Here is a 23,729-nt window from a genome sequence, read left to right on the forward strand (position 1 = left end):
GCGTTTCGCGCGGACGAAAAAAAGAGCGCTGCCATGCAGCGCTCTTTGCTTTTGCGCGACCGCGGTTGCGGCGTTACCGCGCGGCCGGGCTGCTCGCGGGCAGCGTCGGCATCGCCGGCGCGATCGGCGCGCCGTTGGCGGCCGGCGCCGTCGTCGCACCGGCCGAAGCGGCCGCCGGTGCGCTTGCGGGCATCGCGTTGTCGGCACCCGGATCGTCGTACTGCGGCAATCCCGGCGCGGCCGGTGCGTTGTTCGGCGTGGCGCCCGATGCGCCGCCCGCGTCGCCCGGATCCTCGTAGTTCGGGAGCCCCGGCACGCCCGGCGCGGCCGCCGGCACGGCACCCGATTCGCCCGGTTCGTTGTAGCTCGGCGGCGCGGCCGACGCCGACTGGCTCCGGTACGTCAACGACTTGCGCTGCTGCAGGTACGCGTCGCGCACGAACGAATACGGGTCGAGCGCGGCCTGCTTCAGCAGGTCGGTCGCGCCGAGCAGGTCCGAGCGCGCGCTGATGAACTGCGCGATGTACATCGGATTGCGCGCGGCCGGTTCGATGTAGTTCAGCAGGTTGAAGCGCACGTCCACCGCGCGGCCGACGCCGTCGCGGATCGTGCTCGGCCCGAATACGGGCAGCACGAGGTACGGGCCGGACGGCATGCCCCAGCGCGCCATCGTCAGCCCGAAATCCTGATGATGCTTCGGCAGCCCGGCCGGCGTCGCGATGTCGATCAGGCCGGCGACGCCGAACACCGAGTTCATCGCCACGCGCATCAGATCCTGCGTCGCATCGGTGATGCGCAACTGCAGCAGGTTGTTCGCCATGTTGCCGAGATCGCCGAGGTTCGAGAAGAAGTTGCTGATCGCGGTGCGCACCGGCGTCGGCGTGATCTTCTGGTAACCCTTCGCGATCGGCACCGCGATGTTCGAATCGACCGTGTCGTTGAACTTGTACATCGCCCGGTTCATCGGCTCGAGCGGGTCGTTGGGATTGCGGTTCGGTCCCGTCGCGCAGCCGGTCAGCATCGCGCTGGCGGCGACGGTCGCCGCAATGATTCGCACCTTATTCATTGATTCCTTGCGATTGGTTCTTGGCGCGTTTGACGCGCGGTTTGCCCATCAGGACGGGCTGGAACACCACGGCGCCGATCAGCGTACAGGTCAGGGCCAGCGCGAGCAGCTTGCCCATGCTCGACGTGCCCGGATGGTGCGACAGCCACAGGCTGCCGAACGCGGTCGCCGTCGTCGCGGCGCTGAACAGCACGGCGTGCGTGAGGCTCGAATGCAGCAGCCCCGTCTGTCCCGCGCGCCACGCCATCACGAAATACACCTTGAACGCGACGCCGACGCCGAGCATCAGCGGCAGCGCGATGATGTTCGCGAAGTTCAGCGACATGCCGAGCACGACGCACATTTCGAGCGTCACGATGCCCGACACGAGCAGCGGCACCAGCGTGCGCAGCACGTCGCCGAAGCGGCGCAGCGTGACCCACAGCAGGATCGTGATCGAGATGATCGACCACAGCGCCGCGTGCAGGAACGCGTTGATGATCGTGTCGGCCGAATGCAGGATCGAGATCGGCCCGCCGGTCGCGCCCGGCTCCGCGGCCTTCACGGCCTTCGCGAAACGGCGCAGCATCGTGTCGTCGTTCGGGTCGACGCCCTTCGGCACCTTCGGCGAGATCTGCACGAGCGCGTGGCCGTCCGGCGCGACCCAGTCGCGCACGAGCGCCGGCGGCAGCGATTCGAGCGTGATGTCCTGCGGCTGCAGCAGCGACGCGAGCTGGTCGAGCGCGATGCGCAGCGTATCGGAGAACGCACGTTCGGCGCGGTCGCGCGTCGCGCTGTCGGCGGCGGCGAGCTTCGCGAGCGACGCGGACAGGTGCTGCGCGGCCGCCGCGCCCGGGCCCGGGTGATCTTCGGCCGCATAGCTCAGCAGGTCGGACACGCGCTTGAGCGCGGCCACGCGTTGCGCGTCGGTCGCGGGCGGCGCGGCCGGCTGCGTCAGCGCGGGCAGCAGCTCGCTCGCGGCTCCGGCGATCGCCGCGCGCTTGGCCGGCTGGTCGGCGGGGATGAAGGTCGACAGCGTGGTCGTGCGGCCGACTTCGGGCAACGCGTCGAGGCGCTTCGCGGCCGCATCGGCTTGCGCGAGCGACGGCGCGAGCAGCGTGACGTCGTTGACGGCGGCTTGCGGCGAATCCTTCAGCGCGAGCAGCGTCGCCATCGATTCGCTGTTCGGATCCTTCAGGTGCAGCGGGTTGAAGTCGAAATGCAGGAACGCGAGCAGCGGCAGCGCGCCGATCACGACCGCGAGCGTGCCGATCAGGATCGGCTTGCGATGGCGATCGAGGTAATCGTCGACCGGCGCGAGCCACGGAAAGCCCGGCGTCTTCGATTCGCCCGGCGGCGCGAACAGACGCAGCAACGCGGGCAGCAGCGTGAGCGTGGTCAGCAGCGCGACGAACATCCCGACGCCCGCGATCATGCCGAGCTCGGATACGCCGCGATAGGCGGTGGGGATGAACGAGAAGAAGCTCGCCGCGACGGCCGCGGTGGCCAGCGCGAGCGGCATGCCCATCGAGTGCGCGGCGCCGATCAGCGCGTGATCGATGCGCGCGTCGCGGAAGCGTTCCTCGCGGTACTTCACGCCGTACTGGATCGAGAAGTCGACGCCGAGGCCGACGAACAGCACCATGAACGCGACCGAGATCATGTTCAGCGAGCCGACCATCGCGAGGCCGAGCGCGGCCGTCACGACGAGGCCGACGAACAGCGTGACGAGCACCGAACCGATCATCCGCTTCGAGCGCAGCGCCAGCCACAGGATGACGAGCACGGCGAGCAGTGTGAGCGCGCCGTTGAGCGCGGCGCCGTCTTCGACCGACGCGAATTCGTCGTCGGCGAGCGGTTGTTCGCCGGTCAGGCGCACGGCCGCGCCGTAGCGTTTTTCGAGGTCGAGCGAACGGGCCGCGTCGCGGATCACCTGGCTCGTTGCCGCGCCGGCCTTCAGCGCGCCGTAGTTGACCACCGGCTGCACGGTGACGAACGCGCGCGCGGGCTGCCGCGCGGCATCGTTGTCGACCAGCGCGCGCCACGAGAACGCGGCCGGCTTGCCGGCCAGCACGTCGTCGACCGTCGCCGCGCTGCGCGCGAGCAGCTTCGCCATCGCGGGCAGCTTCACCTGGCCGGTCAGGAGCGGCTGGCCGAGCGTGGTGGACAGCGTGGTGGCGAGCCCGGTGAGGCTCGGGTTCTTCGCGAGTTCATTGACGAGCGGACGCGCGCTCGCGAGTTGCTCGGTCGTATCGGAAACATCCTGCGGCGACAGGAACAGCAGCCCGTTGTGCTCGAAGAACGGCCCGCCGCCCGGTTCGGCGACCGGGCCGATGCGGCCGGCGTCGGCATCCTTGCGCAGCGCTTCGGTCAGCGCATGCGCGGCGGCCGTCGCGAATTCGGGCGCGGGCGCCTCGACGACCGCGAGGATCGTGCCGTTGCGTTGCGGGAACGCCTTATCGACGGCCTTGCCGAGCGCGGCCCATTGCGGTTCCGCATCGACGAGCTTGCTGATGTCGGTGTTGATCTTGAAATGCTGCGCGACGTAGACGCCGCTGAAGGCGGCGATGACGAGCGACAGGACGACGACCCAGACGGGGCGGCGCACCGACCACGCAACGAGTCGGACGATGAGAGATGTCACCATGTGGCGGTGGGGAGCGGCTGGCAAGGGCAAAGTAGCCAAGTATACCGGCGCGACGAGACGACGGTCGTGACGTTGGGAGATTCGGGGCGGGAAGGATATTTGCTCCCGGCGCGGCAAACGGATCGCGCAGCCGGTTCATTCGTATGAGGATATTGACATGATCGGCGCGGCGGGGCGTCGACGCCCCGTTCGCGGGCCTGTGACAAACGGCGCTGAAAGGTAACAGTCGGTCACCGGGCGGCAACGCGGCGTCAGGCCCGGTATACTTTGCTCCACCGGCCGATGCAAAGCGCCGGCCGTTTTTTTCCATCGAGTGCGAAATTCGTATGAAACGTCATTTGTTTGCTTTCGTCGCGGCGGCCGCCGTGTCGGTTTCCGCTTTCGCGCAGAGCGCGCCGGTCGACGTCGTCCGCACCGCGGTCGAGGGCACCGTCAATGCGATGAAGGCCGATCCGGCCGCGCGCGGCGGCGACATGGCGAAAATCACGCAAGTCGTCGAGCAGCGTTTCCTGCCCGTGACGAACTTCGAGCGCACGACGCGCATTGCGGTCGGCGACGCATGGAAGCAGGCCACGCCGCAACAACAGCAGGAGCTGTACAAGCAATTCCGGTTGCTGATGACGCGCACCTACGCCGCGTCGCTCGCGCAGCTCGGCAACCAGGACGCGAAGTTCTCGTTCAAGGCCGGCGGCGCGTCGGGCGCCGACGCGCTCGTGCAGTCGACGGTGACGACGCCGGGCGACAGCCAGTCGGTCGGCTATCGTCTCGGCAAGGTCGGCAACGACTGGAAGATCTACGACATCGACATGTCGGGTGCGTGGCTGATCCAGGTCTATCAGGGCCAGTTCAAGAGCCAGATCGCGACGGGCGGGATCGACGGGCTGATCGCGTATTTGCAGAAGCACAATTCGCGGACGAACTGACGGCTGTTGCGCGTCGTTCGGATGCAAGGAAGGCGCCTTCGGGCGCCTTTTCTGTTCGTAGGTCGGTCGAGCGGTAGAGAGGGGATGGGTTACTGCGCGATGCTGACTCAGCGAATTACATACGAAGCGAGAAAAACAGCATCGTAGCGGTAATCAATGTGGCCAAGGAGCACGGTACCTTTTGCGGTGTTGCTCGTCGCCGCCCTACTCTCCAGCCCGCGAAGGCAAACTCGAGCGATGGCCCAATCTGAAACCCGACTAGCAGAGCGACAAGCGGTCACGGCGGTGAGCACAGGTCGATCTCATGGCAACCGGCCCGAAGGCAGTCGCAAGCCGATATGAATTCGCCAGTTGATCCGGCTTCCGATCCAGCATGCGAGCCAAGTCGCGATCAGGCCGGCGATCCAGTACAGGGGCGAGTATCCGACGCGTCTCATTTTGCATTGCCCGTGGGCCGGATGGTTAATGGTATTTCCTGCGAGTCACGACAACTGCGGCGGCCATTGCGAAAATTAAAATCAATCCGCCCCATGCGGCGAAAAACAGATTCGCGATCTCGGGGTTCGTGTCGAAGAGGCTTCCCTTGCCGCGCAGGACGAATGCCCCGTACACGTAGAGCGCTCCCCAACAGATCATTGTCGCGAGTGCCCCACCGACAAGTGCGCCTACTACCACAGTCACGAGTTTCATTGGACGGGAAAAAACAAGATAGTTTTCGAATTTCGGAAATCCGACCAGATGCCCGGTAAGACTATATTCCATGAAATCCGCACGCCCGATCCGAAGCCGGTGAGTTTGCTCCCGTTCCAGAGGTCGATGTGACCGCCACTCAAGTTGTCTGGTGAGTCGCCATCCTGCAGCCAATAGCCGTCGAAGAATATGATTCCGGTCCGCCCGGATACCTTACGCGCCCAATTCGGTCCCGTGATGTTCTCGGGAGCCAGTACGCCCGCGACCGGCCGCAGCTTCAACCACTCCGCGAGCTCGTATGCGCGAGTCGCGGTCGGCTTGCCGTCGATCAGAAGTCGGCCCAGCGTCGGTTTGCCAGGCATCGGCCGAACCTGTTTCTGCGAAAACGACTTCATTGCGATGCCGACCTTGTGCAGCGTCACACTTATCCGGATCGCACACTGGTTCTTGTACTGTCCGTTCGGATCATCGTACGGGTTTCCGTGCGGGTAGTTGTTCCAGAGCTCGGAAAACGTCACGGACTTCAACTCGACTACCTTGTGCGATTTCGGCACGGCGGTCGTCTTCACGGCTGTTCTCGGGTTCGGCATTATGCGTCCCCGCTCAATCTGGCGAGGGCTTCGTCGCCCCAGTAGACGATGTATTCATCCTCACTCGCAGTGTGAATGCGCGGCAGATAACCGCGGTCGTCGAGGTGGCCCGAGTGGATGCGTCCGTCCGACGTTTCGATAACGTACGGATAACCGATTGACGCACCACTTCCGATGACGTGGACGGATTCGTCGTAAGTGCCTGCGATGATCGACACGACGCTGCCATCCCGATTTCTTCCGGATGTCACAACACCTGACGTTTCCGCCATGTCGTCGCACCATGATTCGCCGGCGAGAACCGCAACGATGCGTGGTGGGGTTGGGCAGCCGCATAAGACGACATCACCGTCCGCGGCTGTTTCGCCCATGAATTTGAGGCGTCGTGGCCCGCCGGCCTTGGCGATCGGTCCGGTACCTTGACATGCATCGCAGAACGCGAGACCGCCGATCAACGCAACCTGACGGCCGGGGCTGCCGAAAGTGAATGTCGGCCCCGCGTAGGCAAGAATGCTTCCCCCGGTTTCCAACGCGTCTCCGACCACCGCGATACGGCGCATCATGATTTCGCTCCTCGGTTCTGGTCGCCAACCCGTGTCGGCGATACCGTGTGCCGCATGACGACGTCACGCACTCGAATGCGCGGCTCATGAAGATGTCGCCCGCTGCGGCAAGCGAAAGGATTCCATCGCCCCAGGGTGAGATCGATTGGACAAGTATGAAATTGGAAGGTGAATTGCGCGTCGCGCGAGCAATCCGGGCGCGCTTGGCCTACCGCCGCCGATGCTCGACCGCGAACTTGATCAGTTCGGCCTGCCCCTCGATCTCCAGCTTGCGCTTCAGGTTGAGCCGGTGCGTCTCGACCGTGCGCACCGACAGCCCCGTCTGTTGCGCGATCTGCTTGCTCGACAGTCCTTCGGCCAGCGCGTCGAGGATGTCGCGTTCGCGCGGCGTCAATCGATCCAGCGGCGACGCGGTCGCGCTGGCCTGGATCATCCGCGCGGCCAGCCCTTCGCTGAAGAACGTCTGCCCGGCCAGCACCGCGCCGATCGCGCGGACGATCTCGCTCGCGGGCGAATCCTTCAGCAAATAGCCGCTCGCGCCGGCGCGCACCGCCTGCGTCACGTACTCGATGTTGTCGTGCATCGACAGCATCAGCACGCGAATGCCCGGAAAACGCTCGTGGAACACGCCGGCGAGCGTGATGCCGTTCATGCCGTTCATGCCGACGTCCATCAGCGCGAGATCGGGTTCGAGCGACGCGGCCAGCGCGAGCGCCTCGTCCGCGTTGCCGGCCTCGCCGACCACCGACAGATCGGCCGCTTCGAGCCGCATCCGCAAGCCGTCGCGCACGAGCGGGTGATCGTCGACGAGCAGCAGCCGGGCGGCGGGACGGACGGTATCGGGGGCGCTCATGGGCAAAGGTCTCCGGTCAGGGGGCGCGTGTTCAGGCGGCGGCGCGCTGCAGCGGCACGCGTGCGGCCACGACGGTATGGCCGACCTGCGACGTGACCGACAGCGTGCCGCCGAGCGCGTCGAGGCGCTCGCGCATGTTGCGCAGGCCGATGCCGCGGCGCGCGTCGGCCTGCGAGCGTTCGGCGTCGAAGCCGCAGCCGTTGTCGGCGATCGTCAGCGTGACGGTTTGCGCGCCGACGTCGAGCGTGACGGCCGCGCGCGACGCCCGTGCATGATGCACGATGTTGCTCAGCGCTTCCTGCGCGATCCGGAACAGCGCGGTGTTGACGGCTTCGGGCAGCGGCCGCGTGCCGCTGTGCGCGACCTGCGTATAGCCGATGTCGATGCCGCTTTCGGCGCCCAGCTCGCGCACGAGTTGCTCGAGCGCGGCCGCGAGGCCGAGATCGTCGAGCATCGACGGCCGCAGCGCATGCGAGATGCGCCGGACTTCGCGCAGCGTGTCGCCGAGCCGCCCGACGCCCGATGCGAGCGCCTGCTCGGCTTCGGGCACGCGCGACGTGCCGCGCTCGAAGCGCGCGAGCGCGGATTCGAGCATCAGCTTCGCGGACACCATCATCTGGCTGATCCCGTCGTGCAGTTCGCGCGACAGCCGCGCGCGCTCCTGCTCCTGCGATTCGACGACGCGCTGAGCGAGGAGCTTGAGTTTCGCATCGGCGCTGCGCGACTCGCTGACGTTCAGCACCAGCGCGCACACGGCGATCGCCGCCGCGCCGGTGAGCGCGATCGCGGTGAGCCAGCTCATCGTGCGCTCGATGTTCGCGGACGCGCGCGCGTCGATGCGCTGCAGTGCGGTGTCGACGTCGTCGAGATAGATGCCGGTGCCGACCATCCAGCCCCAGCGCTCGAGCGCGACGACGTAGCCGAGCTTCGGCGCGACGCGGCCCGTCGACGGCCGCTGCCATGCGTAGCGCACGTAGCCGCCGCCCTGCGAAGCCGCGCCGATCAGCTTCTGGATGGTCAGCGCGCCTTGCGGATCGCGCATCGACCAGAAGTTGTGGCCGACGCGCTCGGGCTCGCGCGGATGCATCAGCGAATTGCCGTGCAGGTCGTAGACGAAGAAATAGCCGTCGGGGCCGAAATCCATCTTCTGCAGCATCGCCAGCGCCTGCGTGCGCAGCAGCGCGTCGTCGCGCGCGTTGCGGCCGCTCGCGTCGTAGAGCGGCATGATCGCGCTGGTCGCGAGCTCGACGTAGTGTTTCAGCTCGACTTCCTTGCTCGACAGGTACGCGGCCTGGATCGTCGCGTGCTGCGTGCGCGCGAGCGACGTCGCCTGTTGGCGCACGCCGAAGCCGATGCCGGCGATCGCGAGCAGGAACGGCACGATGGCCAGAAGGAAGATCTTTGCCTTGAGTCTCATGGTGGTGCGAAGCGGCCGCGAGCCCGCGCGGCCGGCGAGGGGCGGCCGGCTTGGCGCGGGCCGACCGCGGGCTGGGCCCGCGGTGGCGCGGTGGCGTATCGAGCCGATATTGTCGGCGATTTTGCCTGCGGACGGCGCTCGCCCCCCTGCTGCCCGACTGCTCAGGCGCGCCGCGATGCGAGTTCATCCGGCGGCGTGGCCGCCTGCACGACGATGCGGTTGCGCCCGCCTTCCTTCGCGCGGTACAGCGCATCGTCGGCCAGCTTCAGCGCGGCCTGGATGTTGTCGTCGCGTTCGGGATAGCTGGTCGTCACGCCGATGCTCACCGTCAGCCGGCCGGCCGTGCCGGCGTCGTGCCGGATGCCGAGATCGAGGATGCCCGTGCGGATCGTTTCGGCGATCGTCACCGCGCCGTCCGTGTCGATGTCCGGCAGCACCACGACGAATTCCTCGCCGCCGTAGCGCGCCGCATAGTCGGCCGGGCGGCGCAGGCAGCCGGCGATGCAGTGGCCGACCGCGGCGAGGGCGTCGTCGCCGGCTTGGTGGCCCTGCGTGTCGTTGTAGCGCTTGAAGTAATCGACATCGATGAACAGCAGCGACAGCGCATGTTGCGAGCGCGCGGCGCGCCGCCATTCGCGCGCGAGCGTGACGTCGAGCATTCGGCGGTTGTCGAGCCCCGTCAGGCCGTCGGTGCGCGCGAGTGCCTGCAGCTCGGTTTCCGCGCGATGGCGCTTGCGCAATTGCACGTCGAGCAGCAGCGACAGGCCGACGAAGCCGATCGCGAGCACGACCATCGCGGAGCCGATCGGGATCGCACGGTCGTACCACGCGGCGTAGGTGTCCGCTTCGGAGCGCGCGACCATGACGATGAGCGGCAGGTGTTCGAGGTGGCGGAATACGTACAGGCGCCGCACGCCGTCGATCGACGCGGTATCGGCGAAGCTGCCTTCGCTGGCGGTCATGAAGTGCCGGAACGTGCTCGCGCGGCTGATGTCGCGGCCGACGATTTTGGGGTCGTACGGCTCGCGCGCGACCATCCTGCCGTCCGTGTTGATCAGCGCGACCGAGCCGCGATCGCCGAGCGACAGGCGCGAGAACAGGTTCTGGAAATATTCGAGTCGGATCGACATCACCGCGACGCCGCCGAACGAGCCGTCGGGCCGCGTGATGCGTCGGCTGAGCGCGATGCTCGGCGAGCCGCCGCGCAGCCGCGAACGATACGGATCGCTGACGTACAGGCCGACGTCGGGCCGGTCGCGGTGCACGGTGAAATACGGCTCGTTGCCGAAGTTGGCCTGGCGCGGCACGTCGCTCTTGCCGTCGACCGCGATGTCGCCTTTCGCGTCGAGCACGTAAATGCCGCCGAGGTACTTGGCCGTCGTCGCGCGGTCGAACAGCACCTGGCGGCGCAGCGGCATCGGCAAGGCGACGACCGCGGGGTCGTTCATGCCTTCGACGACGGCCTGCAGCGACAGCGAATAGATCTCGATGTTGCGTTCGATGTCCCACGACGCGATCAGCGCGAGATTTTGCTGCATGCTGCGCGAACGGTCGCGCGCATCGATCCGGCCTTCGTACAGCACGATCCCGCACAGGAGCAGCAGGATCAGCGCGATCAGCAGCCCCGTGTAGAAGATCAGATGCGGCAGCAGGAACCGGCGCAGATGAGCGGCGACACGGCTCGTCAGGCCGGATTCGCTGGGCACTGCGTAGTCGGTTTCTGCCATGGTCCGTGGATCGGAGAGGCATCGTCGCCGGGCGGCGGGCCGATGCGATTATTCGTATGACTGCGGGTGGCGACCCGGTGCGCGGCCCTTTCCGTGCATGCCTGCCGTTCAGCGGAGAAAACCGGCGCCGATTATCGGCAATCGCGGCCGGATAAACCGATAAATCCTGTATTCACTGTTAACATCTGCCGCAATTCGACGATCCGACGAATTGCGCGGCGCGAATGCCACGGAGTATAACGCGCGTGTTTGCGTGCGCGGAAAATGTCGCAAGCCATTGATCAGGGTCAAATTACGGCATGATCCGGCGCTTGCCGATATCGGGCGGAGCGTTGTGGCGCAAGGCTTTGCGGGGCGGCGGCACAGGTCGTGCGGCAAACGGTTGCGGACCCCGGCGAATCAACGGCCGGCGGGCGTCGTCCGCGAAAGCGCACGACAGGCGCCCATTATCGGTTTCAACGCTCGGGTGAGCGCGAATAGGAAAACGGGCAGCCGCGAGGCTGCCCGTTTCGCGAGGCCGGCGTACGGCCGGCACCCGGCATGCGGGCGCGCCCGCATGCGCAGGATCATGCGCCGTGCCGTTGCGCCTTGAACGCGAGCCGGAACCGATGCAGCAGCGGCTCGGTATAGCCGCTCGGCTGCGACGTGCCTTGCAGCGCGAGCGCGCACGCGGCCTGGAACGCGGTCGACTGGTCGTAGCCGGGCGCCATCGGGCGATAGTTCGGGTCGCCGGCGTTCTGCTGGTCGACGACGCGGGCCATCCGCTTGAACACGTCGAGCACGAATGCCTCGGTGATCACGCCGTGGCGCAGCCAGTTCGCGATGTGCTGGCTCGAAATGCGCAGCGTCGCGCGATCTTCCATCAGGCCGACGTCGTGGATGTCCGGCACCTTCGAGCAGCCGACGCCCTGTTCGACCCAGCGCACGACGTAGCCGAGAATGCCCTGCGCGTTGTTCTCGACTTCGCTGAGGATCTCGGCCTCGCTCCACGCGGCGCGCTCGACGACCGGCACCGTCAGCAGCCCTTCGAGCAGCGCGTCGCGCTCGCTCGCGTACGGCGTCTTCTCGAGTTCCTGCTGGACGGCCTGCACGTCGACGAGGTGGTAGTGCAGCGCGTGCAGCGTCGCGGCGGTCGGCGACGGCACCCACGCGGTGTTCGCGCCGGCGCGCGGATGCGCGATCTTCTGCTCGAGCATCGCGTGCATCAGGTCCGGCATCGCCCACATGCCCTTGCCGATCTGCGCGCGGCCGCGCAGGCCGGCCGACAGGCCCGCGAGCACGTTGTTGCGCTCGTACGACTGGATCCACGCCGACGACTTCATGTCGCCCTTGCGGATCATCGGGCCCGCTTCCATCGCGGTGTGCATCTCGTCGCCGGTGCGATCGAGGAAGCCGGTGTTGATGAACGCGACGCGCGCGGCGGCGGCGGCGATACACGCGGCGAGGTTCACGCTGGTGCGGCGCTCCTCGTCCATGATGCCCATCTTCAGCGTGTTGCGCGGCAGGCCGTACAGATCCTCGATGCGCGCGAACAGCGTGTCGGCGAACGCGACTTCGGCCGGGCCGTGCATCTTCGGCTTCACGATGTAGATCGAGCCCGTGCGCGAATTGCGCTTGGCCTTCAGGTCGTGCAGCGCACACAGCGTCGTGACGACGCCGTCGAGAATCCCTTCCGGAATCTCGTTGCCGTCGCGGTCGAGCACCGCGCCGTTGGTCATCAGGTGGCCGACGTTGCGCACGAACAGCAGCGAGCGGCCGTGCAGCGACAGCGTGCCGCCGGCCGGCGTCGTGTACTCGCGATCGGCGTTCAGGCGGCGCGTGAAGACCTTGCCGCCCTTCGCGACTTCCTCGGCGAGCGTGCCCTGCATCAGGCCGAGCCAGTTGCGGTAGAGCTGGACCTTGTCGTCGGCGTCGACCGCCGCGACCGAATCCTCGCAGTCGATGATCGTGCTGACCGCGGCTTCGAGCACGACGTCCTTCACGTTCGCGAGATCGGCGCGGCCGATCGGCGTCGACGCATCGATCTGGATCTCGAGGTGCAGGCCGTTGTGCTTCAGCAGGATCGCGGACGGCGCATCGGCCGCGCCCTGGTAGCCGACGAATTGCGCGGGCTGCGCGAGATGCACGACGCCCTTGCCGGTTTCGACCGCAAGCTGACCGTCCTGCACGCGGTAGCGCAGCGCGTCGCGGTGCGAGCCGCTCGCGAGCGGCGCGGCGTTGTCGAGCACGCCGCGCGCGTAGTCGATCACGCGCTGGCCGCGCGTCGGGTTGTAGGCCGACGTGCGTTCGGCGCCGCCGTCTTCCGGCAACGCGTCGGTGCCGTACAGCGCGTCGTACAGGCTGCCCCAGCGCGCGTTCGCGGCGTTCAGCGCATAGCGCGCGTTCGACAGCGGCACGACGAGCTGCGGGCCGGCCTGCGTGGCGATCTCGCTGTCGACGTTCGCGGTGGCTGCCGCGACGTTCGACGGGACCGGCACGAGATAGCCGATTTGTTCGAGGAATGCGCGATACGCGGCATGGTCGCGTACCGGGCCGGGGTGCGCGCGATGCCACGCGTCGAGTTCCTGCTGCAGGCGGTCGCGTTCGGCGAGCAGTTCGCGGTTGCGCGGCGCGAGATCGTGCACCAGGGCCGAGAAACCGCTCCAGAACGCGGCCTTGTCGATGCCGGTGCCCGGCAGCGCTTCGTTTTCAATGAACTGGCTCAGCGCTGGCGCGACTTGCAGTCCTGCTTGGTCGATCATCGTGAATCCTCCCGGGGAATGAAAAACGCGTGCGGCTTGGCTGGTTATTCCGCGACGCTTCGTGTGCCGGCGCGGGCGATCTGCGCGTCCTGTTCGGACTTTACGCCAGACACGCCGATCGCGCCCGTTATCCGGCCGCCGACCGCGACCGGCACGCCGCCGTCGAGCCATCCCGCCGACGGCGCGCTCAGGAACGCGGTGCGCCCACCGTCGATCATATCCTCATACGCCTTCGTCTCGCGACGGCCGCGCGCCGCCGCGCGCGTTGTCGCCGATGCCGGTTGCGCACGAGAAGCATATCGGGGCGGTGGCTATGCGGTTGCGCGGCGGCGCGGACGGGGCGCAACCTCGGCGGCAACCGCTAGAATTGCGGTTTTCGCCCGGAATATGTCCATGTCTTTTGCCTCGCTTGGCCTGATCGAGCCGTTGCTGCGTAATGTGCAGAGCCTCAATTACCAGACACCCACGCCGGTGCAGGCCAAGGCGATTCCCGCCGTGCTCGGCGGCAAGGACGTCATGGCCGCGGCGCAGACCGGCACCGGCAAGACGGCCGGCTTTGCGCTGCCGCTGCTGCAACGGCTGGTGCAACACGGCCCGGCGGTGTCCAGCAACCGCGCGCGCGTGCTGGTGCTGGTGCCCACGCGGGAACTGGCCGAACAGGTGCTGCAAAGCTTCGTCGAATACGGCAAAGGGCTCGATCTGCGATTTCTGGCCGCGTACGGCGGCGTGAGCATCAATCCCCAGATGATGAAGCTGCGCAAGGGCGTGGATGTGCTCGTTGCCACGCCGGGCCGCTTGCTCGACCTCCATCGCCAGAACGCCGTGCAGTTCGATCAGGTGCAGGCGCTGGTGCTGGACGAAGCCGACCGCATGCTGGATCTCGGCTTCGCGCGCGAACTCGACGCGGTCTTTGCCGCATTGCCCGCCGAGCGCCAGACGTTGCTGTTCTCGGCCACGTTCTCCGACGAAATCCGGAAGATGGCGGCGGGCATTCTGCGCAACCCGGTCGATATCAGCGTCAGCCTGCCCAACGCCACGGCGAGCAAGATCAAGCAATGGGTGGTGCCGGTCGACAAGCGGAACAAGCCCGATCTCTTCATGCACCTGGTGGCGCAAAACAAGTGGGAGCACGCGCTGGTATTCGTCAAGACCCGCAATGGCGTCGATTATCTGGCGCTCATGCTGGAGAAAGCGGGCTACGCGGTCGATACGATCCACGGCGACAAGCCGCAACCCGCGCGTTTGCGCGCGCTGGAGCGATTCAAGACGGGTGAGGTGCAGATGCTGGTCGCCACCGACGTGGCGGCGCGCGGGCTGGATATCGACGATCTGCCGCTGGTGATCAACGTCGATCTGCCGATCGTCGCGCAAGACTACGTGCACCGTATCGGCCGCACCGGCCGCGCGGGCGCCAGCGGCGTGGCGGTGTCTCTCGTGTGCGCCGATGAAGCGCCGCAACTGGCCGCGATCGAAGCACTGATCCGGCAGACGCTGCGGCGGGAAGAAGAGCCGGGCTTCGAAGCCGAACACCGCGTGCCGGAAACCAGCGCGACGGGCCAGATCATCAAGAAACCGAAAAAGCCGAAGAAGCCCAAGGTGCCGCACGCTGCGCCGGTCGCCAGGCAGGCGCCGGGCAAGCAGCCGCGTACGCAAGGTGGCGAAGCCAAGCGCAAGTCCGGCGCGCAGCATGCGACGGCCGCGGGTCAGGATCGGGACTACACCATCGGTAGCCCGTTCAGCGTGCAGAAGCCGCGCAGCAAACCTGCGGCCAAGCCGCCGGCGGGGAAGGCTGCCGGCAAATCGGCCGGCGGGCGTGGCAAACCTGGCAAACCGTCCAGGTAGACTGAACCCTTCCCTTTCAACGTGCCCGATACGATCGAACCGTCCGATGCAGTGACCGCGGTTCGGAACCGCGCTGCCGGCTTTCTCGTTCGCGACCTGAAACCGCGCGCGATCGCGGCTTCCCCGCGTGACCCATGATGGGCGATGACTGAAGTGAGAGATGGAATGACGACGACATTCGACAAGACGACGACGGCGGCGATCGCCGCCTTTGCCCAACTGGATTTCTACACGGCCGCGCAAGCGATGCGCGCCGAGGCCGATTACGACCGCGAACGAGACCAGTGGATCTCGCGCTATATCGACGAGCATGGCGGCGGCGTGGACGATGCGGAATACGACGCTCTGCACGCGCAGGCGCAGGCCACGCCGGAATACGCGGAGTTCATCGACGGCGTTCGGCGGGAAATTCTGGCGTACTTCGGCGTGACCGACGATCAACTGGACTGCATTGCCGTATTGCGCGAAGACGACAGCGATGCGCTTTGGGCGGAAGTCAACCGGCAGCGCAGCGCGCTGGGAACCGGTGAAGTGCGCGGAGATCTCTGACCGGGACCGTCATTCGTCGACAGGTTTGGGGGCGCCATTCGAAGGTCGGCGCCGCACCGCGTATCGGACGCTTGCCTGTCGATCAATCTTCTCGCGCCAGTCGTAGCAGGATATCGGCGAGGGCGCGAATTTTCGGTTGTGCCGCCCGTTGCGGCGGATAGACGAGGAAGTAGGAAAGGCCGTCTTCAGCCACATCCTCGAACGGTGTCACGAGCGATCCGGCACGGAGTCGGTCTCGCGCCATGCGCGGGTCGCCGATTGCAATTCCGTGTCCTTCCGTCGATGCCGCGAGCGTCAATTCGAGGGTATCGAATACGAGCCCGCGTCCCGCATCGATCTGGCGTGCCCCCACGTGATCGAGCCAGCATCGCCACTCTGCGCGGCTGGGCCCGGGATGGAGCAAATCGACATGCGCGAGGTCGGCAACGGATCGCAGCGATGTCGCCAATGCGGGCGCGCACATTGGCGTGAGCCGCTCGGGAAACAGCGGTATCGCTTCCGTGCCGGTCCATTGTCCCGTGCCCCGCACGATGATGGCGTCGACGTCGGACGTGGCGAAATCCGGCGTGTCGTCCGCGGATGTCGAAATACGCAGCTCCGTCCCGCTCATCGCGCGATGAATGTCCGGCAGCCGTGGGAGCAACCAGCGAACGGCGAACGTGGACGGCAACTTCAACGTGAGCACCGAGGTCGCCCGTGCATGGGCATCCGCATGCCCGACCAATTGCGCGAGCACGTCGACCGCGACCGTCAGCAGTGCATTGCCTTCCGGCGTCAACGTCAGCCCCGATACATGGCGCACGAACAGTGCGCATCGGTAATGCGTTTCCAGCTGCTGTATCTGGCGGCTCACTGCGCCCTGCGTGCGGCAGAGATGATCCGCGGCCTTGCTGACGCTGCCCAGCTGCGCCGCGGCGACGAACGACTGAATCGCCGCCAGCGGCGGGAGCGGCCGCGTCAGATCGGCCAGCGGATATGCATGCGCCGCATACCCGGGTTGCAAATTTTTCGATTGTTCGGTCATCGGCGCGTCGCTATCGTGCGTCTACCGGATGCCCTGTTCTCGCGAATGAACGGGGTCGTCGACGAATGATCGGAGGATAATTTTGGGCTCAACGTCGGAATCACTCTACACGGAACAGGTTCGCGCTTACCTTCGGGAACTGGAGCGAGGCGACGTAAGCGCCATTTGCGCGCTGTTTACGCCGGACGCGCAGATTTTCTCGCCATTTCTCGGCTGGATGCATCCCGGGCCCTTCTTTTCGAAGGTCGCTGCCGCATCGGGAGCAAGCAGGATCACGCCGATCGATATCTGCGTCAGCACGAGCGGGGCTCGACGTGCGACAGGTTACTTCATCTACGACTGGACCCTGAAAGACGGTTCGGTGGCGCGCTTCGAATGCGTCGACGTGTTCGAGTTCGACACGGCGGGGCTCATCGAACGGATGGTCATCGTGTACGACACCCATCCGATTCGCAGTACGGTCGGCGACAAGTATGCCTAGTTGAATCGATGTCGGGCAAAGTCGTGCCCTGACGCCCACGCGCGTCGAAGCTCCGCCGAGCGACGAGTTCGATCGGTCGATGACGTCGAAGCCTGGACGGCGGGCCGGGTTCGCCAGGCGACCCTACCCGGATCCGCAACAAAATCCGCAACGAAAAAAGCCCGCCGAAGCGGGCAACCTCACGATGCGGAGGGGGAGATGAGAAGACGCGGCGCGTTCAGCCCTTCGTCGCACCGAACGTGAGCCCGGCGACGAAATGCTTCTGCATCGCGAAGAACATCGCGACCGACGGCAGCGCGGCGAGAATCGATCCGGCCGATACGAGATTCCACGACGTCGTCCATTGCCCCTTCAGCGCCGCGACGCCCGCCGTGATCGGCGCCGCCTCGTCGCCTTGCGTGAGGCACAGCGCCCAGAAGTAATCGTTCCACACGAACGTGAACACGAGAATCGCGAGCGCGGCGAGCGCCGGCCGGATCAGCGGCAGCACGATTCGCCAGAACACCGTCCATTCGCCCGCGCCTTCGATGCGCGCCGCCTCGATCAGCTCGAACGGCAACTGCTTGATGAAGTTGCGCAGGAACAGCGTGCAGAAGCCCGTCTGGAACGCGACGTGAAACAGGATCAGCGCTTCGACGGTGTTGAACACGCCGAGCCGCAGCGACAGGTCGCGCACCGGAATCATCAGCACCTGCACCGGCACGAAATTGCCGGCGACGAACGTGCCGAACAGCGCGGTATTGCCGCGAAACCGGTAGGTGGCGAGCGCGAAGCCGGCCATCGCCGCGAGCGCGATCGAGCCGACGACCGACGGCACGGTGATCTGCACGCTGTTCCAGAAGTAATGCAGCATCGGCGACGTGGTCAGCGCGTCGCGATAGTTCTCGATCATCGCGAAGCGGCGCGGCCAGCCCCAGTAGTGACCTTCGACGAGCTCCTCGGTCGAGCGCACCGACGTGACGAACACCGCGATCATCGGCAGCAGCCAGATGAGCAGCGCGACGGGCAGCGACAGCTTGTACAGCCGGCGCGATACCGGCTTCCAGTGGGCGACGGGTGTCGGAAACATGATGAGCGCACTCCCGAAAGGTCACTGCTCGTTGCGCAGCATGCGGCGCAACTGGAACACGATGTAGACGAGCATGATCGCGAACAGCACGACCGCGATCGACGCGGAATAGCCGAGCCGGTAGTACTTGATCGCCTGGTCGTACATGTAATACGCGAGCACGGTCGAGCTTTCGAACGGGCCGCCGCCCGTCATCACCGAGATCAGGTCGAAGCTGCGCAGCGCGCCGATCACCGTGACGACGATCGCCATGAAGGTGGTCGGCCGCAGTTGCGGCAGCACGACGTGCCACAGCAGCGCGAAGCCGCGCGCGCCTTCCATTCGCGCGGCCTCGATCTGTTCCGGGTTGACCGACGTGAGGCCGGTCAGGTACAGGATCATGCAGTACGCCGTTTGCGGCCACAGCGCGGCGAACACGATGCCGAACGTCGCATAGCGCGCGTCGCCGAGCACCGGGATGCCATGGCCGGCGAGCAGCGCGAGCAGCCCGAAGGTCGGATCGTAGAACCACGAGAAGATCAGCCCGACGACCACGCCCGACAGCACGAACGGTGCGAAGAACAGCGACTTCACGAGCCGGATGCCGCCGACCGCCTGGTTCAGGTACAGCGCGAGCGCGAGGCCGAGCGGCGGCGCGAGCATGAACAGCACGAGCCAGATCACGTTGTTGCGCAGCGCCGTGTAGAACGTCGGCGCGTGCAGCAGCTCCGCATAGTTCGCGAGACCGACGAAGGTGCGCTCGGTCATCCCGTCCCAGTTGTACAGGCTCAGCCACAGCGTCGACAGGATCGGCCAGATCACATAGACGGCCACCATCGCGCAGGCCGGCGCGAGAAAGAGCCACGCGGCGCGCCGTTGCCGCCGCACGGCGGGCGACGGGCGGCGCGCGGGCAGCGTGGCGGCGGATGGGCCGCGCGGCGGCGGCGCGGTGCCGGCGGGCGGGGGGGACGCGATCGGACTGGACACGGCAAGCCTCCTGAACGGACACGGCGGCGCGCGGCCGCCGGTTGGGTCACGCGGTCACTTCTTGTAGATCCGCTTGCGGGTCTGTTCGAGCTGCGCGAGCACCGTATCGAGCTGCGCGGGATTCGCGAGGAACTGCTGCATGCCCTTCATCCCTTCGTCGGCCATTTCCTTGGTCATGTCGCGATCGTAGAACTGCGCGACGCCGCCCTTCGTGTCGGCGAGGATCCGGAAGCCGATGCGCGAGATCGGATCGGCCGGCTCCGGCGACTTGCTGTTGGCCGACAGCGAACCGAGCCCTTCGGCCAGTTTCGCGCCGATCTCCGGCGTTTCGACGAACGCGAGGAACGTGTGCGCGTCGGCCTTGTTCTTCGCCTTGGTCGGGATGTGCAGCGATTCGACCGGGCCGTCTTCGGCGGTCGGCACCTTCGGATCGATGATCGGGAAGCGGTAGTAGCCCATTTCCTGCTTGACGTTCGGCGGGAAACCCGCCGCGATGAAGGTGCCCATCAGCATCATCGCGGCCTTGCCCTGGAACAGGAACGGCTGCGCGCCGTCGAGATCGTAGGACAGCGCGTTGTCGATGAAGTAACCGGCGTCGATCAGCGATTTCCACGTCGTGTAGACCTTTTTCACGCGCGGGTCGGTGTACGGCACGTCGCCGGCCATCAGTTGCTGGTGGAACGCGTTGCCGTTCAGCCGCAGGTCGAGATAGTCGAACCAGCCGGCGAGCGTCCACGCATCGCGGCCGCCGATCGCGATGGGCGTGATGCCCGCGGCCTTCAGCTTCTTGCACGCATCGAGAAACTGGTCCCACGTCTTCGGTTCGTCGGCGATGCCGACCTTGCGGAACAGGTCCTTGCGGTAGAACAGCCCCCACGAGTAGTAGACGGTCGGCGCCGCGTACTGCTTGCCGTTGTATGACGATGCGCTGCGCGTCGACGCGTACATCGCATCCCAGCCGTTCTTCGTCCAGTCGCCGCTCAGGTCCTCGAACAGCCCGCGCTTCGCGTAGTACGTCATCCGCTCGCCCGCGTGCCAGTTCACGACGTCCGGCGCGACGGTCGTGAGCCACGCGGGGAGCTGCACCTTGTACGCTTCCTCGTCGACGAAGGTCGGCTTCACGTCGATGTCGGGATGCGCCTTGTGGAACGCTTCGATCGTCGACTGCCACACGGCGCGCTGGCTCGCGCCCTTGAACGCGATGTTGATCGTCAGCGTGCCGGCGTCGGCGGGCGTCGTCGCGCCGAACGAGGCGAACGCGATGGCGGCGGCGCTCGCCAGGCGGGCAGCGACGCGAAGAGGGCGATGGGTCATGAGTGTCTCCAGTCCTGTGTGTCGTTGTTTGTGCGTGACCGGCGCGCGGCGGCGCCGGGGCGGTTGCTACGAACGGCTTCGATACACGGCGACGCCTTGCGGCTCGACCTGCGCGGCACCGACCACGAACGCGGACGGCGGCACCGCGTCGATCGTGTGCGGTGTGTTCGCGTAGTTGAACACGTAAGTCAGGCCGCCGCGCCGGCTCACGCGGATGGCGTCGCCGAGCGGCGTCGGCGCGAGGCCTGCTTCGGCCGCGACATCGGCGAACAGTCGCACGGTGGTCGCATCGTCGAACGGCGCGGCCCAGTAGTGCAGCGTACCGTGCGAGATGCACGCCGGATGGCCGTCGGCGAAGCGCGCGTGCACGACGCTGTGTGCGCCGCCGTCGTTCAATTCGACGAGGTCGCGCCAGTGACGCGCTTCGCCCGCAAACGGCGAACCGTCGCGCAGCGTGCCGTCGATCCGTTCGATCACGTTCGGACGCAGCGATTCGACGCGCCACACGCGTACCGGCAGGATCGACGCGAGCGGGCCGGGCGGCAGCGCCGGCGGAACCTGCAGGTCGGCGGTCTTCGAGCCGGTGCGCGGCCCGAACACCGCATGTGCCCCCGACGCGGCGAGCCGCGACGCGAAATCGTCCGGTACGATAGGCAGCGGCGGCACGACGACGAGGCGGTAGCCGTCGAGCGGCGCGTGCGCCGACACGATGTCGACGTCGAGGCCGAGCGAGCGCAGCGCCGAGTAGTACTCGAATGCGAAACGTGGGTAGTGGAAATCGGCGCCCTGCGGCTGCACTTCGAACAGCCACTTCGCCTCGTAGTCGAAGACCAGTGCGACCGGTGCGCGCACCGGGCCGTCCGCGTCGGCATCCGCGCCGGCGTCGAGCACGGCGGCGATCTCCTGCGCGACGCGCTGCGCTTCGCGGCCGCCTTCGTCGAGCCGGTTGTCGGGGGTGTTCAGGCCCGCGTGCATCTGCTCCTGCGCGAACGGCGCCTGCCGCCAGCGGAAGTACGACACGCAGCCGGCGCCGTGCGCGAACGCTTCCCAGCTCCAGAGCCGCACCATGCCCGGCAGCGGCGCGGGGTTCCAGTGCGCCCAGTTCACGGGGCCCGGCTGCTGTTCCATCACCCAGAACGGCAGCTTCGACATGCCGCGGTACAGGTCGTGATTGAACGACGCGAAATCGGGATGGCCGGTGCGCAGCCAGCGCGCCTTCACGTCGGGCGCGAACCACAGCTCCTCGAGCGCGCCGAGCGGGTAGCTGTCCCACGTCGCGAGGTCGAGGTCGCGCGCGACTTCGTAGTGATCGAACTCGGTGAACAGTTGCATGAAGTTGTGCGCGACCGGCCGGCCCGGCGAGTGTGCACGGATCACGTCGACCTGCATCCGGTGATAGCGCGCGAGTTCGTCGGACGCGAAGCGCCGGTAGTCGAGGCGGTGCGACGGATGGGCTTCGGTCACGGTGCCCACGGGCGCGTCCACTTCGTCGAAATGGCGATACTCCATGCTCCAGAACACGGTGCCCCACGCACGGTTCAGCGCATCGATCGTGCCGTAGCGCGCCTGCAGCCACGCACGGAAGCGCACGAGCGCGGCCGGCGAGTAGCTGACGACGGTCTGGTGGCAACCCAGCTCGTTGTCGGTCTGCCAGTAGCGCACGGCCGGATGACGGCCGTAGCGTTCGGCGACCGCCGTGCAGATCTGGCGCGACGCTTCGAGATAGGTCGGCGACGAGAAATCGTAGTGGCGGCGCGAACCGAATGCGCGCGGCCGGCCGTCGGCGCCGATCGCGAGGATGTCGGGATGGCGGTCGACCAGCCATTTCGGCGGCGTGGCGGTCGGCGTGCACATCACGATCTCGAGGCCGGCCGCGCCGAGCACGTCGACCGCACGGTCGAGCCAGCCCCAGTCGTATTCGCCCGGCGACGGCTCGATGCGGCTCCACGCGAATTCGGCGATCCGTACCTGCGCGATGCCGAGCGCTTTCATCCGACGGGCGTCGTCGGCCCACATCGATTCCGGCCAGTGTTCCGGGTAGTAGCAGACTCCGAGGCGCATGCCGATCCTTATGCGTAGTGGTGAACGTGGACGTCGGCGCACGCGGGCACCGCGCGGCCGTCTTCGGTGAACAGATGGCAGGCCGCGGCCGACGCGTGCACGGGCACGCGTTCGCCGGTGCGCACCTGCGCGTCGCCCGGCACCTTCGCGATCAGCGGCGTCGCACCGGGCTGGCCGCACGGATCGAGGTGCACGTAGGTCTGCTCGCCCAGGCGTTCGACGAGCGCGACGTCGCGCGCGAGCGTCGTCGCATCGGGCGCGGCGCCGAGCGTCAGGTGTTCGGGGCGGATGCCGAGCGTCACGGCGGCGCCGGCGCCGAGCGCCGAGCCGTCGCGCGGCAGCACGAAGATTTCGCCGGACGGCACGAGCGAGACGGTCGTGCGATGCGCGTCGCACGCGGTCACGACGGCCGGCAGGAAGTTCATGCGCGGCGAGCCGATGAAACCCGCGACGAAGCGGCTGGCCGGGTGGTGGTAGAGGTCGAGCGGCGCGCCGACCTGCGCGATGCTGCCGTGCCGCGCGGTATCCGCGCCGGCGTGCAGCAGCACGATCTTGTCGGCGAGCGTCATCGCCTCGGTCTGGTCGTGCGTCACGTAGACGACGCTCGCGCGTTCGAACTGCCGGTGCAGCCGCGCGATCTCGATGCGGGTCTGGCCGCGCAGCGCCGCGTCGAGATTCGACAGCGGCTCGTCGAACAGGAACACGCCGGGCTCGCGCACGATCGCGCGGCCGATCGCGACGCGCTGCCGCTGGCCGCCCGACAGCGCCTTCGGCTTGCGTTCGAGCAGCGCGTCGAGCTGCAGGATCCGCGCAGCGTCGCGCACCTTCCGGTCGATCTCGGCCTTCGGCACGCGCGCGAGCTTCAGCCCGAAGGCCATGTTCTCGTACACCGTCATGTGCGGAAACAGCGCGTAGCTCTGGAACACCATCGCGACGCCGCGCTCGGCGGCCGGCACGTCGTCGACGCGGCGGCCGTCGATCGACAGCTCGCCCGCGCTCAAATCCTCCAGCCCGGCGATCATGCGCAGCAGCGTCGATTTCCCGCATCCGGACGGCCCGAGAAACACGCAGAACTCGTGCGCGCCGATCTCCAGATCGACGTCGCGAATGACCGGCGCATGCTCGCCATAGGCTTTCTGCACGCGTCGCATCGAGATGCTCGCCATTGTCTCCGCTCCATGTTTTAATGCGCCTTACTGCATGATTAAGCGCTTAATCATCGCGATC

At 66.9% G+C, this 23,729-nt stretch carries 18 protein-coding genes and 1 pseudogene; 4 read left to right on the forward strand and 15 right to left on the reverse strand.

Annotation, left to right across the window (positions count from 1 at the left end):
• Nucleotides 1-73: 73 nt before the first annotated feature.
• Nucleotides 74-1,066: a VacJ family lipoprotein gene (locus WT53_RS11180; RefSeq protein ID WP_059780213.1), complete on the reverse strand. Its 993-nt coding sequence runs from the start codon at nucleotides 1,064-1,066 to the stop codon at nucleotides 74-76.
• Complete coding sequence (locus WT53_RS11185; protein ID WP_060259775.1) at nucleotides 1,059-3,692, reverse strand: MMPL family transporter; 2,634 nt, start codon at nucleotides 3,690-3,692, stop codon at nucleotides 1,059-1,061. The genes WT53_RS11180 and WT53_RS11185 overlap by 8 nt, the downstream gene beginning before the upstream one ends.
• Nucleotides 3,693-4,018: 326 nt before the next feature.
• On the opposite strand from WT53_RS11185, the gene WT53_RS11190 reads away from it, so the two are divergent.
• Nucleotides 4,019-4,615, forward strand: coding sequence for a phospholipid-binding protein MlaC (locus WT53_RS11190; protein WP_034205827.1), 597 nt, complete (start codon nucleotides 4,019-4,021; stop codon nucleotides 4,613-4,615).
• 686 nt (nucleotides 4,616-5,301) lie between these two features.
• Here WT53_RS11190 and WT53_RS11200 read toward each other — a convergent pair.
• The 7 genes and pseudogenes from WT53_RS11200 to WT53_RS11230 form a co-directional block, all read right to left on the reverse strand.
• Nucleotides 5,302-5,895 (reverse strand): type VI secretion system amidase effector protein Tae4, encoded by a 594-nt coding sequence (locus WT53_RS11200; RefSeq protein ID WP_034205829.1) that lies wholly within the window; start codon nucleotides 5,893-5,895, stop codon nucleotides 5,302-5,304.
• Entirely contained in the window at nucleotides 5,895-6,458 is a 564-nt protein-coding gene (locus tag WT53_RS11205; protein WP_034205830.1) for a PAAR domain-containing protein, read from the reverse strand. Before WT53_RS11205 ends, WT53_RS11200 begins: the two co-directional genes overlap by 1 nt.
• Before the next feature lie 208 nt (nucleotides 6,459-6,666).
• A complete protein-coding gene (locus WT53_RS11210; protein ID WP_034205831.1) occupies nucleotides 6,667-7,311 on the reverse strand; it encodes a response regulator transcription factor in 645 nt (214 codons plus the stop codon).
• A gap of 31 nt (nucleotides 7,312-7,342) precedes the next feature.
• On the reverse strand, nucleotides 7,343-8,728 hold the full coding sequence (locus WT53_RS11215; RefSeq protein WP_034205832.1) for a cache domain-containing protein: 1,386 nt from the start codon (nucleotides 8,726-8,728) through the stop codon (nucleotides 7,343-7,345).
• A 161-nt stretch (nucleotides 8,729-8,889) separates the two neighbouring features.
• On the reverse strand, nucleotides 8,890-10,455 hold the full coding sequence (locus WT53_RS11220; protein ID WP_034205833.1) for a sensor domain-containing diguanylate cyclase: 1,566 nt from the start codon (nucleotides 10,453-10,455) through the stop codon (nucleotides 8,890-8,892).
• 566 nt (nucleotides 10,456-11,021) lie between these two features.
• Nucleotides 11,022-13,196 carry a malate synthase G gene (locus WT53_RS11225; protein WP_034205834.1) on the reverse strand — a complete coding sequence of 725 codons (2,175 nt, stop codon included), beginning with the start codon at nucleotides 13,194-13,196 and terminating at the stop codon, nucleotides 11,022-11,024.
• A 44-nt stretch (nucleotides 13,197-13,240) separates the two neighbouring features.
• Nucleotides 13,241-13,483 (reverse strand): annotated as a pseudogene (locus WT53_RS11230) (heme-binding protein); the annotation flags it as partial.
• A 106-nt stretch (nucleotides 13,484-13,589) separates the two neighbouring features.
• Here WT53_RS11230 and WT53_RS11235 point away from each other — a divergent pair.
• Both WT53_RS11235 and WT53_RS11240 read left to right on the forward strand, forming a co-directional pair.
• Nucleotides 13,590-15,038, forward strand: a complete 1,449-nt coding sequence (locus WT53_RS11235) for a DEAD/DEAH box helicase (protein WP_034205835.1) — start codon at nucleotides 13,590-13,592, stop codon at nucleotides 15,036-15,038.
• Nucleotides 15,039-15,203: 165 nt separating this feature from the next.
• Nucleotides 15,204-15,587: a hypothetical protein gene (locus WT53_RS11240; RefSeq protein ID WP_034205836.1), complete on the forward strand. Its 384-nt coding sequence runs from the start codon at nucleotides 15,204-15,206 to the stop codon at nucleotides 15,585-15,587.
• 82 nt (nucleotides 15,588-15,669) lie between these two features.
• Here the strand turns inward: WT53_RS11240 and WT53_RS11245 are convergent, their stop codons facing one another.
• Nucleotides 15,670-16,611, reverse strand: a complete 942-nt coding sequence (locus WT53_RS11245; RefSeq protein WP_034205837.1) for a LysR substrate-binding domain-containing protein — start codon at nucleotides 16,609-16,611, stop codon at nucleotides 15,670-15,672.
• An 82-nt stretch (nucleotides 16,612-16,693) separates the two neighbouring features.
• Between WT53_RS11245 and WT53_RS11250 the strand changes: the two genes are divergently transcribed.
• Complete coding sequence (locus WT53_RS11250; protein ID WP_179949010.1) at nucleotides 16,694-17,092, forward strand: nuclear transport factor 2 family protein; 399 nt, start codon at nucleotides 16,694-16,696, stop codon at nucleotides 17,090-17,092.
• 217 nt (nucleotides 17,093-17,309) lie between these two features.
• On the opposite strand, the gene WT53_RS11255 is transcribed toward WT53_RS11250, so the two are convergent.
• The 5 genes from WT53_RS11255 to WT53_RS11275 form a co-directional block, all read right to left on the reverse strand.
• A complete protein-coding gene (locus WT53_RS11255; RefSeq protein ID WP_034205839.1) occupies nucleotides 17,310-18,161 on the reverse strand; it encodes a carbohydrate ABC transporter permease in 852 nt (283 codons plus the stop codon).
• A gap of 21 nt (nucleotides 18,162-18,182) precedes the next feature.
• Nucleotides 18,183-19,127 carry a carbohydrate ABC transporter permease gene (locus WT53_RS11260; protein WP_034205840.1) on the reverse strand — a complete coding sequence of 315 codons (945 nt, stop codon included), beginning with the start codon at nucleotides 19,125-19,127 and terminating at the stop codon, nucleotides 18,183-18,185.
• Nucleotides 19,128-19,181: 54 nt separating this feature from the next.
• Nucleotides 19,182-20,441, reverse strand: coding sequence for an ABC transporter substrate-binding protein (locus tag WT53_RS11265; RefSeq protein WP_034205841.1), 1,260 nt, complete (start codon nucleotides 20,439-20,441; stop codon nucleotides 19,182-19,184).
• A gap of 66 nt (nucleotides 20,442-20,507) precedes the next feature.
• On the reverse strand, nucleotides 20,508-22,502 hold the full coding sequence (locus tag WT53_RS11270) for a beta-galactosidase (RefSeq protein WP_034205842.1): 1,995 nt from the start codon (nucleotides 22,500-22,502) through the stop codon (nucleotides 20,508-20,510).
• Nucleotides 22,503-22,510: 8 nt separating this feature from the next.
• On the reverse strand, nucleotides 22,511-23,668 hold the full coding sequence (locus tag WT53_RS11275) for an ABC transporter ATP-binding protein (protein WP_034205843.1): 1,158 nt from the start codon (nucleotides 23,666-23,668) through the stop codon (nucleotides 22,511-22,513).
• Nucleotides 23,669-23,729: the final 61 nt, after the last annotated feature.

It is taken from the genome of Burkholderia sp. MSMB2157WGS, assembly GCF_001532755.1.
GTDB lineage: Bacteria > Pseudomonadota > Gammaproteobacteria > Burkholderiales > Burkholderiaceae > Burkholderia.